The 14910-nt window shown below is 64.1% G+C and carries 13 protein-coding genes; 5 read left to right on the forward strand and 8 right to left on the reverse strand.

The window, feature by feature from the left end:
- Positions 1–197: 197 nt before the first annotated feature.
- A complete protein-coding gene (locus N2602_RS26560; protein ID WP_260379920.1) occupies positions 198–1028 on the reverse strand; it encodes a tetratricopeptide repeat protein in 831 nt (276 codons plus the stop codon).
- Positions 1029–1164: 136 nt separating this feature from the next.
- Positions 1165–1791: a FecR domain-containing protein gene (locus N2602_RS26565; RefSeq protein ID WP_260379921.1), complete on the reverse strand. Its 627-nt coding sequence runs from the start codon at positions 1789–1791 to the stop codon at positions 1165–1167.
- Between the two features lie 391 nt (positions 1792–2182).
- Between N2602_RS26565 and N2602_RS26570 the strand changes: the two genes are divergently transcribed.
- The gene (locus N2602_RS26570) at positions 2183–6271 is read left to right on the forward strand and encodes a VCBS domain-containing protein (RefSeq protein ID WP_260379922.1); all 4089 of its coding nucleotides are present in this window, start codon (positions 2183–2185) and stop codon (positions 6269–6271) included.
- Positions 6272–6293: 22 nt separating this feature from the next.
- On the opposite strand, the gene N2602_RS26575 is transcribed toward N2602_RS26570, so the two are convergent.
- The 5 genes from N2602_RS26575 to fliL form a co-directional block, all read right to left on the reverse strand.
- Positions 6294–6491 carry a hypothetical protein gene (locus N2602_RS26575; protein WP_172782880.1) on the reverse strand — a complete coding sequence of 66 codons (198 nt, stop codon included), beginning with the start codon at positions 6489–6491 and terminating at the stop codon, positions 6294–6296.
- Between the two features lie 599 nt (positions 6492–7090).
- Complete coding sequence (locus N2602_RS26580) at positions 7091–7852, reverse strand: MotE family protein (RefSeq protein ID WP_172782879.1); 762 nt, start codon at positions 7850–7852, stop codon at positions 7091–7093.
- A gap of 9 nt (positions 7853–7861) precedes the next feature.
- Entirely contained in the window at positions 7862–8308 is a 447-nt protein-coding gene (locus tag N2602_RS26585) for a DUF6468 domain-containing protein (protein WP_172782878.1), read from the reverse strand.
- The gene (gene fliM, locus N2602_RS26590; RefSeq protein ID WP_172782877.1) at positions 8305–9507 is read right to left on the reverse strand and encodes a flagellar motor switch protein FliM; all 1203 of its coding nucleotides are present in this window, start codon (positions 9505–9507) and stop codon (positions 8305–8307) included. Before fliM ends, N2602_RS26585 begins: the two co-directional genes overlap by 4 nt.
- 19 nt (positions 9508–9526) lie before the next feature.
- Positions 9527–10024 (reverse strand): flagellar basal body-associated protein FliL, encoded by a 498-nt coding sequence (gene fliL, locus N2602_RS26595; protein ID WP_172782876.1) that lies wholly within the window; start codon positions 10022–10024, stop codon positions 9527–9529.
- Between the two features lie 382 nt (positions 10025–10406).
- Between fliL and flgF the strand changes: the two genes are divergently transcribed.
- From flgF to flgH, 4 genes are read left to right on the forward strand one after another with little or no spacing between them, the layout of a single operon-like run.
- Entirely contained in the window at positions 10407–11168 is a 762-nt protein-coding gene (flgF, locus tag N2602_RS26600; protein WP_172782875.1) for a flagellar basal-body rod protein FlgF, read from the forward strand.
- Between the two features lie 16 nt (positions 11169–11184).
- Positions 11185–11973: a flagellar basal-body rod protein FlgG gene (gene flgG, locus N2602_RS26605; RefSeq protein ID WP_172782874.1), complete on the forward strand. Its 789-nt coding sequence runs from the start codon at positions 11185–11187 to the stop codon at positions 11971–11973.
- A gap of 10 nt (positions 11974–11983) precedes the next feature.
- Complete coding sequence (gene flgA, locus N2602_RS26610) at positions 11984–13108, forward strand: flagellar basal body P-ring formation chaperone FlgA (RefSeq protein WP_260379923.1); 1125 nt, start codon at positions 11984–11986, stop codon at positions 13106–13108.
- Between the two features lie 4 nt (positions 13109–13112).
- Entirely contained in the window at positions 13113–13877 is a 765-nt protein-coding gene (flgH, locus tag N2602_RS26615; protein WP_172782872.1) for a flagellar basal body L-ring protein FlgH, read from the forward strand.
- Positions 13878–14101: 224 nt separating this feature from the next.
- Here flgH and N2602_RS26620 read toward each other — a convergent pair whose 3' ends face one another.
- Positions 14102–14881: a 2-keto-4-pentenoate hydratase gene (locus tag N2602_RS26620; protein WP_172782871.1), complete on the reverse strand. Its 780-nt coding sequence runs from the start codon at positions 14879–14881 to the stop codon at positions 14102–14104.
- Positions 14882–14910: the final 29 nt, after the last annotated feature.

Below are 14910 nucleotides of genomic sequence, written 5' to 3' on the forward strand. Positions count from 1 at the left end.
GGCGGTCATGCCGGCATGGCGCCGGCGGTGCCGTCGACTGTAGGTCTCGCCAATTAAGGACTTGTTAATGCTATCTCTTGATTTGCGCTGGGAACAGCACGCCGCCGGGTCGAGCGGGGCCCGATCCGCCAGTTTGAATTTGAGACGCAGGCGGTTAAGCAGTTGTTAACGGCTGCACGACAGTGCCGTCGCGGTCGTCAGTCGCTTGACGGCACCCCATAGCGGACAAAGTCTTCGGCGATTCCATCCTCGATTCTCCTGGCCGCCGAGATATCGCTATTGCCGCCCTCTGTGTCGCCGAGCTTGAATCTGGCTAGCCCGCGACCGTACAGCGCGCTCGCCAGCTTGGGCGCGTACCGCAGCGCTGCATTGTAGTCGTCGATGGCCGCGGAGAGTTGTCCCATTTTCAGATTTATCAGGGCTCGCGAATCGTATGTCGCGGCGTTGCCCGTTCCCGATCGAAGCACCATGTCGCAGTCCTCCATCGCAGCCTGCAAGGCGCCGAGGACGGCTCGGGCCCAGCAGCGTCCGCTCCACGCCGCCTCCAGCTTCGGGTCAAGGCGAATTGCTTCGTCATAGTCCTGCGCGGCACGGTCGTACGCATTCCTCTTCAAGTACGCTGCCGCACGGTTGGCAAAAGCCGTGGCATAGTCGGGGTTGAGCTTCAGCGCCTCCTGAAAAGCGCCAAGAGCGAGGTCGTGCGAGCCGGTCCTCAGATAGGCCACGCCGAGGTTGTTGAAGGCTTTCGCATAATTCGGGTTGAGCCGGGTCGCTTCAAGGAAATCCTTGATCGCGCCGCCGTAGTCGGCTTTGGCGCTACGGGCATTGCCCCTGTTGTTGTGGGCGACGGCGAAGCCGTTTGCGCTCCCCTCGCCCGCATCGATAAACGCCGTGCAGGCATCGATCCGAGCTTCGGGCGAGAGGCGATCCGACCCGTTACACAGTTCGATGTTCTTGAGTGAGCTGCCCTTCTTCGGCGTCTGCGCCAAGCCCGACGAACCGGCCAGTCCAACGATGAGAATGAGCATCACTGCCCTGATGGCACTGGGTCGTGCGGTCATTTTCACACCAGGCGTCAAATCCCCAGGCGACCGAAGCACTCATCTTGTCTCTCTGCCGAGCCGACTCTGGCCGGCATCAGGACGGCTTCGGCCAAGCAACGTCTCAGCACCCCCGACAGATATTGAGCCTGCGATTGGCGCTTCGATCGGGCTCCGGCGCCGCGCCTGCGGGCGGCTTCTTCAGGCGCTTGCTTTTGCCCTCTTCGATCAGCGTCGAAAATTTGGCTGACCCGTCCTCCGAAAGCTCGATGTGCGGCGTCGTACCTCGGATTCCCAACGTGGCAACGGGCGTATCGACCTTCATGTCGCCGGTCTTCGCAACATTGCCCGCAACGAAAGTGAACGTTCCCTTGGCGAGACTGAACAGGGCCGCATTGGACCTGCCGGCCGGCTCATACACATACTGATCCAGCACAATACGGGCGTTGCTCGATAGATTGAACGAGCTGCCGTCGTTGAAGTTTATTCCGACTCGGCTGTCGGCCCCGGTCAGCACCACGTCACCGAGATAGACGAGATCACCCGTCTTGGCGCGACCGGGCTCACCTGAGACATTTGCCTGAACGATCACTGCGCCCGCGTGTTCGATCGTGACGGTGCCTGTGGCCGCCACCACCTTCCCAATCGGTTTGGACGACGAACTGGCGACGGCGGGCCCGGCGGGATCGATTTGTGCTCGAGCCGCACTCGGCAAGAAATTTAACAGCGCCAAGACCAGGCCCGCCGCCATAGCAGTTATTTTAAGTCTACACATGATCCCCCCTTTCTCGAGAGATCCTGTCGCTGTCGGCGGCTCATTTTCGAACCTCGAAGCGCAATCACAACGAACATAATTCTTGTTTAATTTTGTTAACCGGCCTACTTTATCGCCGCGCTAGGAAAATGCCACAAATTAAATACGTCTCGTTTGTCAATTTAATCACTTTGGCGGGAGGGGTGCGCGAATGGCGGTACGCGTCACCGTCGCCGCGCAATGCATCTCTCGATAGCAGACTTGATGAATTCGGCGGGCAAGCCTTCGGCTGCCAGCGCCCAGGATATTTGTCCCTTGGCGAGGGCCGCCCCAAAATGACCGTGGCAGCACGCCGAGCCTGAATCGATCACCCAGGCGAGGTCGAGCCATGTCAGCATCCGACATCCAGGTTGGTACCGGGCCTGCAATGGCCTTGCCCGTCCAAATCATCGGCCATATTCAGACAGTGATCGGTTGCGGTACGCTCACGCGAGCCAGTGGCATCAGCACGCAGGCCGTAGCTGGCGCGCCTGTCTACCGGACTGACGTGATCGAGACCGATGCCGACGGACAGATCACGGTTCGCTTCATCGACGGTACTTCCTTCAATATCTCCCGCGGCACTCGCGTCTCGCTGAGCGAATTCGTGTTCGAAGGCGAGCTACCTGCAGCCCTGTTCGACGAGACCCGAGGGAGCTTCACTTCCGCACCAGGCCGGGTGGCAGAGACCCGGCCTCTCCAGCTGAACACGTCGGTTGCAGGCATTCGCGCCCGAGGGCACGCGGGCGGCTCGGGAATGCTGACGCTTGCAGCATTGACTTTCTCGCTCGGACGAAATGCCGAAGCCGCTGACCCGGACGTCACGCTCCTGGACGAGGACTCCATCACTTACAAGGACCTTGCGCATGGCGCATTCGAGCTCGTGACCAAGGAGCCGATCCCACGGCGTATCATCGTCGAAGATCCGGGCGAGACGATCATACTCAAGAAGGTGGGCTCCAGCATCAGTGTCAATCAGGTCACGAACACGTCCGCTCGCATGGACGAATTGCACGCCGCGCAACAGGACGTGCTCGCCAATCTCGGAGGACAGGGGCCGCATGGCTCAAGCACGCCTCCCTTCGTCAAATCCCAGTCACTGCAGCCGATCAATTTCATTCAGCCGGATGCGCCTGCGCTGCAGCTTACGCCGAGTGCGCTGCCGTTCATCACCCTGGCGCCTCTTGAACCTGTACCACCGAGTCTCAGCACCGGGGCTGGGCCAATTGAGCTCGACACGGTGGTCTTCGATACTTTCGCTGCGACGACAGGAACCTTCAGTGCCAACAGCGGCACCGGCGGCGGCCAGCTGAGCTTTGGCGTCGTCGGGGCGATTTCCACCAATACGGTCCTCGGCGGAGTGACATACGATTTGTCGAAGGCGAGCCCCTATGGGGTGCTCTACGTCAACAGCACGAGCGGCGCCTACAGGTTCGAGCCTGACGATGCCGCAATCAACGCGCTGAAGGCGCCCACGACAGACGACTTCGTTATCACCGCCTCCAACGGAGTTACCTCTATCAGCCAGACCTTCACCATCGCCATCAACGGTGTCAACGACGCCGCAATCATCTCCGGCACCACGACAGGGTCTACGATCGAGGCTGGCGGCATCGCCAACGGAACGCCTGGCATGCCGGTTGCGACCGGCACCCTCACGGACACGGACGTCGACGATCCGCCCAATACCTTCACCGCAGTGAGCTCCCCAAAAGCGAGCGCCGGCGGCTACGGCACCTTCACCATGACGGCCTCCGGCGTGTGGACCTACACCTTGAACGACGCCTCCCCGGCTGTGCAGAGGCTCAATGCCGGCGAAACGCTAACCGACAGCTTCACGGTGACCACGATCGGAGGCACCCCTCAGGTGGTGACGATCACCATCCACGGAGCCAATGATGCAGCGGTCATCTCCGGCGACACGACCGGCGCCGTCATCGAGGCTGGCGGCATCGCCAATGCGAATCCCGGTACGCCTGCCGCGACCGGCACGCTCATCGACACCGACGTCGACACGACCGCAAATGCATTCACGGCAGTCGGCTCGCCAACCGCGAGCGCGGCCGGCTACGGCACGTTCACCATCACGGCAGCGGGCGTCTGGACCTACACGCTCGACAACGCCAACAGCGCGGTGCAGGCGCTCAATGCCGGTGAGACACTAACCGACAGCTTTACGGTGACCACTCTGGACGGAACCGCCCAAGTGGTGACGATTACCATCCACGGCAGCAACGATGCTGCCGTGATTTCCGGCACAGCCGCCGGATCGGTGACCGAGGCCGGAGGCGTTGCCAACTCCACACCCGGCGCGCCGAGCGCAACGGGCACGCTCGTTGCCGCCGACGTCGACAATGCGTCCAATACCTTCACGGCAGTGAGCTCGCCCAAGGCGAGCTCGGGCGGTTATGGTGCCTATACGATCACCGCGGCCGGCGCGTGGACCTACACACTCGACAATGCGAGCGGCGCGGTGCAGGCGCTCAATGTCGGCGATACACTCACCGACAGTTTCACCGTCACCAGCCTCGACGGCACGCCGCAGACGGTGACGATCACCATTTTCGGCAGCAACGACGCAGCCCTGATTTCCGGCACCACGACCGGCTCGGTGACCGAGGCAGGAACCTTCTCGCCCGGCGCACCCATTGCGACCGGCACGCTGACCGATACAGACGTCGACAACGCGCCGAATACGTTCACCGCAGTCTCTTCGCCGACCGCGAGCGACGACGGATACGGCACCTTCACGATGACCGCAGCCGGCGTGTGGACTTACTCGCTCGACAACAACAACGGCGTGGTTCAGGCTCTCGATGTCGGCGACACCTTGACCGACACATTCACGGTCACTGCGATCGACGGTACGACGCAGACGGTGACCGTCGCCATTCATGGCGCCAGCGATGCGGACCCCAACGATTTTGACAACCTGGCCACCGGCTCCATCGTGATAAGCGATCCCCCGAACGTGTTCGGAACGCCGGGGAGCGAAACCATTGCCGGCGGCGGCAGCACAGGTCAGGTCATCTATGCGGGGGCCGGCAGCGATACGGTCAACGGGACCGGCAAAGCGGACGTTCTCTACAGCGGCTCCGGCAATGACACGATCAAGGGCAATGACGGCGATGACTTTATCTACGGCGGCTCGGGAAACGACACGATCAACGGCAACAACGGCGCCGATACCATAACCGGCGGATTTGGTGCGGACCAACTCACCGGCAGCAATGGGAACGACCGTTTCGCATATTTGTTCGTCGCCGATTCCAACACGCGTCAGTTCGACACCATCACCGACTTCGCGTCGGGATCGGACAAGATCGACCTGACCGCCTTTGGCGCACTTGGCTTCGCCATCCTGGCGTTGAGCTCGACCAGCACGGCGGTGCCCGCACGTACGATCGCCTGGATCTATGACAGCGCGGCGAATGAAACCATCGTGTACGTCAATCCAACGGACCAGACCCTGCACATCGGCGATTCCAGTCTGCTCGAAATCCATTTGCAGGGGATTGCAACCGTCGACGCCTCGGACTTCATCCTGGCGCCGGGGGCCGCACCCGTGATCGCGGCGGCCAGCGAGCTCTCCGACCTCACCGCCCCCCTGCAGAGTGATGCGCCCGCGGTCATGACGACCACTGCCGAGATCTCGTCCGCTTCCGGAAGCGGCGACGCCACGCTTCTCGCAGACGGGAGCCCGGCAATCCAGTCAAGCGAGCCGACCTACAGCCTGGATTCAACTTCGGACCAGATCGGAGGAACTGACTATTCCAGCATCTCCAGCTCGGATCCGATGCAAACGGCCGCGACTGAAACGTCCCACATTGATGCGGTAGCTCCTTCCGCCAGCGGACCGTCTACGACGTTGCAGTCCGTCGCCGCACCGACGGAAGCCAGCTTCGTCTTCCACTTCACGGGCTTCGACACAGCCTCGGCGGCTGGCAAGAATGGCGCGATTGGGGGTGGCCAGATGGCTGACATTGCCATCGACGCGCTGAACTTTGGTCATCTTGCCGCCGAACAGCACGCCGGCCGCGGGCTTGCGCTCGGGAGCGATGCTGGACATCACGGCGTCTCTCCCCCGGGAAGCGCCGAGCAGGCAGCTCATGCCCACGGTCGTAGCAGCAATGAAACTGCAGACATGGCGCTCAACCCAGGCCTTTCGAAGTCATCGACCGGAGGCAACGGCCACCCGCCTGCAAGCGAGACGCAGCAGCTCGGCGACTCATTCCATTTCAAGGATAACGCTTCGCAGGGCTCACAGCACAGCGTGGTGCCGGATCATCTCATAGACCTTGCCGGTCATCACGACCAGGCCGGAGGAGGCCCCGGGTCCGAACTGGCGTTCACGCCTGAACTATCTCCGCCCGATGTTGATCCGCCTCATGGGCCAGTTGCAGCTCACGGCCACGGCTTGCACGATTTGATCGTGTGACGCCGCCGGGCCAATGGCGTCTTCAGTGCTGGTTCCCGGCGCCATCGGGCGCCGAGGCGCTCTCTTCGCCGAGAGAAGATTCATCGTCGCTGCCGGCCTCGCCATCCGGCGGCGCCGCATGCTGATGGCTCAGCGCGGATGTCCATGCGGATGTCATCGCCGCTGTGAGCAGGCGGTTGACGGCCTCGATGACGCGTTCTGCTGCGGACGAGTAGTTCATCGCCTCCTCCTGCGCTGCCGACTGCGAATGGCCGAAGCGTAGGACGGCGCCTTGAGCGCCACTGTACGCCACTTCACACCTGCGCGCGTCAACTCATCGCAGTCCCAGAGGATGCCGCCTGCTCCGGCTGCATCCGCCACGGGATTCTGATTTCCACCTTGACGAGTTGCCGAGCGCGCGCACTCACAACCTTCGGCTCGTTGCGGTTGGCGCGCGACTCTGAATCAGATGTGACTCTCGGCGATGCAAATCGCATTGGTTAGCTCTGGGGGTAATCAATGAGCGGAGAAGCCGGTTGCATTGTGTGTAGCAGGGCAAGAGCGGTCGTCGCGATCGTCCCGATCGCCAGAGGATATGCCCTGAAGACATATGAGTGCGCCTGTTGCCACAGCACCCTGCAGCTCGTGACCCGCGTCTCGAAGGGGGCGCTGATCAGGCAGCAGGTCAATATCCTCGCTCGGGTGGAGCAGCAGTTGCGCCCGCCTGTTCGCAGGGCGCAACAGGCCTTCGCGAATTAAGCGCACGAGGCGTCTCGCTGGGCTCCAGTCGAACGACCGCGCGACAACGCGCGAATCGAAAGCGCGCTTCGCCTCGAGCCCTCAGTTCGGCTTTTGCGTCGGCTTGCCGTCGATCTTGGGCAATTCGCCCGCCGAGGCGGACTGGTCGCCGCCGCCATTGGCGCGGCGGGCCATCTCGACGGTCAGGCGCTCGGCGGCCTCGGACGACATCAGCCCCAGGATGTCCGACATCTTGCGCGGCGCGATGGCCGAGGCGATCTCGATCAGCACGCCCATTTCGAGCCGGTCGAACACCCGCGCGGCATCCTTCGGCTTCATGCCCTCATACATGGTCACGAGGCCCTTCATGCGCTGGGCTTCGGCGGCCTTCTGCTCGGCCTGCGTCGCGGAGATGCGGGTTTCCACCGCCTTCATCTCCTCGACCTTGCCCTCGATGCGCTTCTCGGCCGACTTGAGCAGGCTTTCGCGGATATCGATCTCGCGCTGGCGGGCCTCGATCTCCTGCCGCCGCGCCTGCAACCGTTCCAGGATCGCACGCTCGGAGGCCGAGACCTGCGGCTGGCCCTCCTCAACCTTGACCACGGTGCCCTCGGGCTTGGTCTCGGGCGCGGCGGGCTTCGGCGCCTCCTTCGGCGCGCCATGGGTCGAGCCGGTGATGATTTCCGGCTCCTCGCGGCCGGGGAAATTCAGGTTCTCCTGCGCCCAGGATTTCTTGGTCTGGTTCGGCTTGTAGTCGAAGACATAGCCGCCGTTGATCGCGAGGCCCACCACCTTCAGCGTGGCGAGGCCTGCGACGGCGACGAGGACGACCGGAATGACGCGGATGTTACGAAAGGACTTCATACCCAGGCTTCATGCGGCAAGGCCGTTGGATCGTCGGCGCTCGGAGAAGGCTTCGGCGGCGGCCGCCACCGCCTTCGCGGTCGACGGCTTGGCCGCGGGCGCGGCGACCGTCTCCGGATTGGTGACGGGACGCGCCGCGATCGCGATCTTGGACAGGCGCCGCACCACGTTGTCGGCCTCGCCGAGCTGCTTGTAGAGCTGGTCCGACATCTGCGTCGCGGCGGCGAGCTGGCTGCCGAGGTTCTCGTTGACGTCGCGCACGGCGAGCTTCAGCCCGCCGATCGCGCGCTCGGCGATCTCGGTCGCGGTGATCAGCTCGCCGATGACGGCCTTCAGCGAATGCTCGTCCGCCTTCAGCCGCGTCAGGCGCTTGTTGAGCATGACGCAGTAGACGATCGTCAGCATCAGCAGGATAGCCACCAGCGTCTCGATCGCCATTCCCAGGGAGTGGTTCATGGGGCCTCCATCATCTTGTTCTGCTCGTCAACCTTCTCGAACATCGCAAGTGTCGTACTTGGCTTGCGCAAGGGTTTCGTCACACGGATCGCGACACGGTCGCCGACCCGGCCCATCCGCCCCTCGGTCAGCGTGACGTCGCCGCAGCGCACGGTGACGTTGGCGTCGGCGCGCATGTCCAGCGGCAGCGTGTCGCCGACCTTGAGCCGCATGAGTTGCTTGAGCGGAATGTCGGCCTCGTAGAGCACGGCGTCGACCGCGATCTCGGCCTGCACGATCTCGGTGGCGAAATGGCCCTCCCAGACCGGGTCGCGGCCGAACTTTTCGCCCATGAACATCTGGAGCAGGACGCCCCGGATCGGCTCGATGGTCGCGTAGGGCAGCAGCAGCTCGACGTTGCCGCCGCGGTCTTCCATGTCGATGCGCAGGCGCACCAGGATCGCGGCGTTGGCGGGACGGCTGATCGCGGCGAAACGTGGATTGGTCTCGAGCCGGTCGATCGTGAAGGTCACCGGCGACAACGGCCGGAACGCCTGCTCGGCGTCGGCCAGCACCACCTCGACCAGCCGCTTGACCAGCTCGGTCTCGATCGTGGTGTAGGGCCGGCCCTCGATGCGCAGCTGGCTGGTGCCGCGTCGGCCACCGAGCAGCACGTCGATCATCGAATAGATCAGGTTGGAATCGACCGTCGCCATGCCAAAGTTCTCCCACTCCTCGGCCTTGAACACGGTGAGGACGGCGGGCAGCGGGATCGAGTTCATGTAGTCGCCGAAGCGCACCGAGGTGATGCGGTCGAGCGAGACTTCGACGTTGTCGGAGGTGAAATTGCGCAACGACGTCGTCATCAACCGCACCAGGCGGTCGAAGACGATTTCGAGCATCGGCAGGCGCTCGTAGGAGACCATCGCCGAATCGATGATCGCGCGAATGCCGGAATGGTCGTCGAGCGTGACGTCGCCGACGGTGAAGCCGAGGAGATTGTCGATCTCCTCCTGCGACAGCACACGCTCGCCGGAATTCTTGCCGCTGCCGAGATCGCGGCTGCCGTCCTCGACCATGGCCGCCCATTGCAGGGCCATGGTCTCGGATAATTCGTTCTCTGCGGCAGCCTTTGCCGCCTCGGCGGGATCCTCGCTATCGAGCGAGGCCTCCCACTGGGCGGCAATTGCATCCTGGTCGACTTGGTCGTTGCCCGCCATGATCCCTAGTCCGTCATGCTCACTGGACCACGACTTCCTTGAACAGCACCGCGCTGACCTGGACCGGGGCGACCGCCGCGTTGACGCGCTTGGTCAGCTCCTCCTTGAGGCGGAAGATGCCGGCCGAACCGTTGAGGTCGGACGGGCGCAGCTCGCGCACATAGGTCTGGAAGATGTCGGTGACACGCGGCATCGTCGGCTTGATCGCCTCGATCTGCTTCTCTTCCTTCAGCTCCAGCACGATCTTCAGCCGCAGATATTGCACGCGCTCGCCCGGCGCGCCGGCAAGGTTGACCATCATGTCGGGGACGTCGACGAAGGCCGGCGGCTTCGGCGGCGGCGCGGCCTCGGCATGATGCTCGTCGCCGCCATGACGGAAGAAGAAGAACCAGGTCGCGGCGCCGCCGCCGAGGACGGCGAGCGCGCCGACGACCATGATGATGAGCTTGAGCTTGTTCTTCGGCGGGGCGGCTTCCGCGCCATCAGCGGCTGCGCCGCCTTCGTCATTCTCTGCCATGGTCGCCGCGCCCGTTCATCTCTCAAAGGGGTCGAAAGAGCGAAGCCTCCTGGCAGACAATGACGCGATACGAATGCCCCAGCGCAATGCGCTCCTCTGATGCGCAAACGCTACGGTAATAATGGTTAACGGAATCTTTCGATTGGGCCTTTGCTAGGAAAAATCTGCCGGGCAAACATGGCTAACAGAACCTTTCTGCCGCCCGTTCGCGCCCCTCAAAAATCGGCAAGATATTGAGAACACTTGCCTTTTTTGGTTGGCACGGCTTTCGCTGAGGAAGGGCCGAGACCACACGGTTTGGGAGAACCGACGGTCTCGGTCACGGGGTCCGCCAAGGCGCTTGGGAGAGCGAAATGGCAGATCCGCTCAGGGGAGATTTCCGATGCAGAACGCGCTTCTGATCGGCTTGTCACGGCAGATGACGTTGGAGCGGCAGATGGATGTCATCGCCAACAACGTCGCCAATGCCAACACCAACGGCTTCAAGGCCGACCATTCGCTGTTCGAGGAGTATCTGAACTCGAACGCGCGTGAGGACAATTTCATCGGTCGCGACCGCCGGGTCTCCTATGTCCAGGACCGCGGCACCTTCCGCGACATCGGCCAGGGGCCGATGGAGGCCACCAACAATCCGCTCGACGTCGCGATCAACGGCGGAGCCTATTTCGCGGTGCAGGCCAATGGCGGCGAGCTCTATACCCGCGACGGCAAGTTCTCGCTCAACAGCACCGGCCAGCTCGTCACCGCCGACGGCAATCTCGTGCTCGGCAATGCCGGCCCGATCACCTTCCAGCCGACCGACCACGACATCAACGTCGCGCCCGACGGCACCGTCACGGTGCTCGAGGGTACGGCCAAGACCGACTCGATCCGCGGCAAGATCCGCATGGTGTCGTTCGACGATCCGGCCAGGCTGACCAAGCTCGGCGCCAATCTCTATGCCGCCGGCTCGGCAAACCAGCAGGCCGACGCCAAGTCCACCCTGCAGCAGGGTTACATCGAGAAGTCGAACGTGAACGCGGTCGGCGAGATGACCCGCATGGTCGAGGTGATGCGCAGCTACACCGCGATCGCCAACCTGCTGCAGCAGCAGAGCGACCTCCACAAGTCGGCGATCGACAAGCTCGCCGACGTTCCGGCCTGATTGAAGGAGAACTGAGATGCAGGCGCTTCACACCGCAGCGACCGGAATGGCGGCACAGGAACTCAACGTTCAGGTGATCTCCAACAACATCGCCAACCTGCGCACCACCGGCTTCAAGAAGCAGACGGCGGCATTCCAGGACCTGATCTACGAGCACGTCCGCCGCGTCGGCGCCCAATCGTCGGACCAGGGCACCATCCTGCCGGTCGGCGTCGACATCGGCGGCGGCGTCAAGACCGTCGGCACCCCGCGCAGCATGACGCAGGGCACGCTGTCGCAGACCGGCAACGACCTCGATCTCGCCGTCTCGGGCGAGGGCTTCTTCAAGATCCTGATGCCCGACGGCACCTTCCAGTACACCCGCGACGGCACCTTCCAGATGGACAATCAGGGCCGCGTCGTCACCGCGCAGGGCAACCCGGTGCAGCCCACCATCACCATCCCGAACAATGCCTCGGGCATCAGCGTGAGCGAGCAGGGCCAGGTCTCGGTGACGCTGCCAGGTTCGTCGACCTCCTCGATCGTCGGCCAGATCGGCATCACCCGCTTCATCAACAAGGCGGGCCTGCAGCCGGTCGGCAACAACCAGTTCACCGAGACGCCCTCGTCCGGCGCGCCGCAGGACGGCACCGCGAACTCCGAGGGCTACGGCAAGATCACGCAAGGCAGCCTCGAGCAGGCCAATGTCGACGTCGTCTCGGAGATGAGCGACCTGATCGCCGCCCAGCGCGCTTACGAGATGAACGCCAAAGTGATCAGCGCCGCCGACCAGATGATGCAATCGACGACGGCGCTGTTCCGCTGAGGTGATGACGATGATCCGCGCCACGCTCGCCACGATCTCCACCCTTCTCGCGCTGGCCTTGCCGGCAGCGGCCGCCGACGATTTCATCGCCGCGCCGACGCTGCGCGCAAGCGTCACGGTGACCTCGGACGTGGTGCGGGTCGGCGATCTCATCGACAACGCCGGATCCGCCGCGCTGATCCCGGTCTACCGCTCGCCCGATCTCGGCACCACCGGCACGCTGACGGTCGGCCAGGTGCTGTCGGTGCTGCGCGCCAAGCAGGTGATCGGCGTCATGACCGGCGACATCAAGGAGGTCCAGGTCACCCGCCTCGCCCGCACCCTCGCGAGCAAGGATATCGAAAACGCGGTCGCCGCGGCGCTCGAGCGCCGCTTCGGCCTCGGAGACGCCGCCAACCTCACCATCACGTTCGACCGCAGCGTCGCCGAGATGCGGCTGGACGCCTCCAACAGCGGCGCGCTGCAGCCGGTCGCAACCCGTTATGATGCCCGCAGCGGCCGTTTCGACATCGCCTTCGAGATCGCCAACGACGGCAATGCCGCGCCGACCAAGCTGCGCTTCACGGGCATCGCGATCGAGACGGTGGAGGTGGCCGTGCTGACCCGCGACATCGACCGCGCCGAGCTCCTGAAATCCTCCGACCTGTCGTTGGAGCGCCGGCCGAAGGCCGAGGTCGCCGGCGAGCCCGCCTCGCGCGACCGCAGCATCGGCATGCAGCTGCGCCGAGGAATGCGCGCGGGTACGCCGATCCGCGCCGCCGACCTCGTCAGACCCGACTTCGTGGTGCGCGATCAGGCCGTCACCATCATCTACCAGGTGCCCGGCCTCTATCTCACCACGCGCGGCAAGGCGATCGAGAGCGGCGCCGAGGGCGACACCGTCAGCGTGCTCAATCTGCAGTCCAAGCGCACGCTGACCGGCGTAGTCACCGGCCGCGGCCAGGTGACCGTCCAGGGCGCCAGCCAGTCGGCGCCGATGGCGCCGGCGGTCGAGCAGACCTCGTCGGTCAAGCGTGACGCCGTGCCGGCGGCCGCGGCCCTGGCGCAGAGCCTGATCCAGACGCCCACGGCCGAGATCGCCCAAGCCCAGATTCCGCAAGTTCGCCTCTCGCAGGCTCCAGCCAAGTCAGAGTAGATTCATGTCCACGTTCAGTTCGGCCTCCCGCCTTCGTCGCATCGCGATCTCCGCCCTGCTGCTGGCGACTTGCGCATTGGCGAGCGGCTGCTCCTCGATCGACCGCCTGTCGCAGATCGGCGAGCAGCCGAAGCTGTCGGCCATCGACAATCCGACCACGCAGCCCGGCTACAAGCCGGTGCAGATGCCGATGCCAAAGCCCGAGGTGGCCTCCTACAATCCGAACTCGCTGTGGCGCAACGGCAGCCGCGCCTTCTTCAAGGACCAGCGCGCCCGCCAGGTCGGCGATCTCCTCACCGTGACCGTGAACATCACCGACAAGGCCAACATCGAGAACGACACCTCGCGCAGCCGCACCAACAAGGAAGATTCGGGAATCACCAACTTCATTGGCGCCCAGACGATCACCCAGGCCAACAAGATCCTGCCGGGCCGGGTCCTGACCGCGGACTCGACCTCGTCGAGCGAGGGCAAGGGCAGCGTCGACCGCAAGGAAGCCCTGCAGACCAACGTCGCCGCCGTGGTGACCCAGGTGCTGCCGAACGGCAATTTGGTCGTCGAAGGCAAGCAGGAGATCCGCGTCAACTTCGAAATTCGCGAGCTGATCGTCGCCGGCATCGTGCGTCCTGAGGACATCCAGAGCGACAACACCATCGACTCCACCAAGATCGCCCAGGCCCGCATTGCCTATGGCGGCCGCGGCCAGATCACCGACGTGCAGCAGCCGCGCTACGGTCAGCAGGTCATGGACGTGCTGCTGCCCTTCTAAGCCCCTTCAAGAGCTCCCACATCGTGCTCGCGGACCTAGGCGCGAACGACGATGTACTACGCGGCCTCCGGTAGCTCCCCTGCCGGAGGCCGCATGTATTTTGGTGTGGATGGCACGGTGGCCCGGACGCCGTCATTGCGAGCGAAGCGAAGCAATCCAGGAATGTGTCCGCGGAAAGACTCTGGATTGCTTTGCTTCGCTCGCAATGACGGGATGAGAGACCACTACGTAAACTCCGCCTCCACGACGCCGAGCCCGTCCAGCTCCATGCGCACCTTGTCGCCGGCCTTCAGCCACAGCGTCTTCACCAGACTGCCGGTGAGCACGAGCTGCGCCGCGTGCAGCCCCTTGCCCTCGGCGGCGAGATGGTTGGCGAGCCAGGCCAGCGCGTTGTGGGGATGGCCGAGCACGTCGGCGCCGGTGCCGTGGCTGACCTCCTCGCCGTTGACGATGGCGCGGCCTTTGACCGCCTTCAGGTCCGGCACCGACGAGCGCGGGACCGAGGGACCCAGCACGCAGCCGGCGGCGAAGAAATCGTCGGCGATCAGGGTCGGCGCGCCCATCGTCTCCCATTTCACGTAGCGGTCGTCGACGATCTCGATCGCGGGATGGTAGGACTCGACCGCCTCGCCGACCCATTCGGCCGTGAACGGCGCTTCGCCGGCGGCAAGGTCCCGCTTCAGCCGCACCGCGATCTCGCATTCGACGCCGACGCGGACATAATTCGAGGCGGCGAGCTTGGCGCCGCTGTCATGGACCCCCTTCTGGAACACGCCGCCGCCGCAAGGGTGCGGGATGCCGATATAGTCCTGCATCACCTGGCTGGTGCAGCCGATCTTGTAGCCGACGAGCGGGCCGACATGCGGCAGCAGCAGATCGTGCAGGGTGCGCTGGACCTGATAGCCCTCGGCTTCATCCGCAGGGGGACGCTCCAGCGCCGCGAGTGGGGCATGGTTGCGGCGCGCCAGCGCGATCGCCTTTGCGGCTTCGAGAGTCTTGTTCATCGGCGCCGCCTCCCACGCTACGCAGTCCA

The sequence above is a fragment of the Bradyrhizobium sp. NC92 genome (assembly GCF_025200865.1).
Classification (GTDB): Bacteria; Pseudomonadota; Alphaproteobacteria; order Rhizobiales; family Xanthobacteraceae; genus Bradyrhizobium.

Bases quoted from the DNA above. Each gene is read 5' to 3' on its own strand.
- N2602_RS26560 (WP_260379920.1), bottom strand. From the start codon at position 1,028: ATGCTCATTCTCATCGTTGGACTGGCCGGTTCGTCGGGCTTGGCGCAG.
- N2602_RS26565 (WP_260379921.1), bottom strand. From the start codon at position 1,791: ATGGCGGCGGGCCTGGTCTTGGCGCTGTTAAATTTCTTGCCGAGTGCG.
- N2602_RS26570 (WP_260379922.1), top strand. From the start codon at position 2,183: ATGTCAGCATCCGACATCCAGGTTGGTACCGGGCCTGCAATGGCCTTG.
- N2602_RS26575 (WP_172782880.1), bottom strand. From the start codon at position 6,491: ATGAACTACTCGTCCGCAGCAGAACGCGTCATCGAGGCCGTCAACCGC.
- N2602_RS26580 (WP_172782879.1), bottom strand. From the start codon at position 7,852: ATGAAGTCCTTTCGTAACATCCGCGTCATTCCGGTCGTCCTCGTCGCC.
- N2602_RS26585 (WP_172782878.1), bottom strand. From the start codon at position 8,308: ATGAACCACTCCCTGGGAATGGCGATCGAGACGCTGGTGGCTATCCTG.
- fliM (WP_172782877.1), bottom strand. From the start codon at position 9,507: ATGGCGGGCAACGACCAAGTCGACCAGGATGCAATTGCCGCCCAGTGG.
- fliL (WP_172782876.1), bottom strand. From the start codon at position 10,024: ATGGCAGAGAATGACGAAGGCGGCGCAGCCGCTGATGGCGCGGAAGCC.
- flgF (WP_172782875.1), top strand. From the start codon at position 10,407: ATGCAGAACGCGCTTCTGATCGGCTTGTCACGGCAGATGACGTTGGAG.
- flgG (WP_172782874.1), top strand. From the start codon at position 11,185: ATGCAGGCGCTTCACACCGCAGCGACCGGAATGGCGGCACAGGAACTC.
- flgA (WP_260379923.1), top strand. From the start codon at position 11,984: ATGATCCGCGCCACGCTCGCCACGATCTCCACCCTTCTCGCGCTGGCC.
- flgH (WP_172782872.1), top strand. From the start codon at position 13,113: ATGTCCACGTTCAGTTCGGCCTCCCGCCTTCGTCGCATCGCGATCTCC.
- N2602_RS26620 (WP_172782871.1), bottom strand. From the start codon at position 14,881: ATGAACAAGACTCTCGAAGCCGCAAAGGCGATCGCGCTGGCGCGCCGC.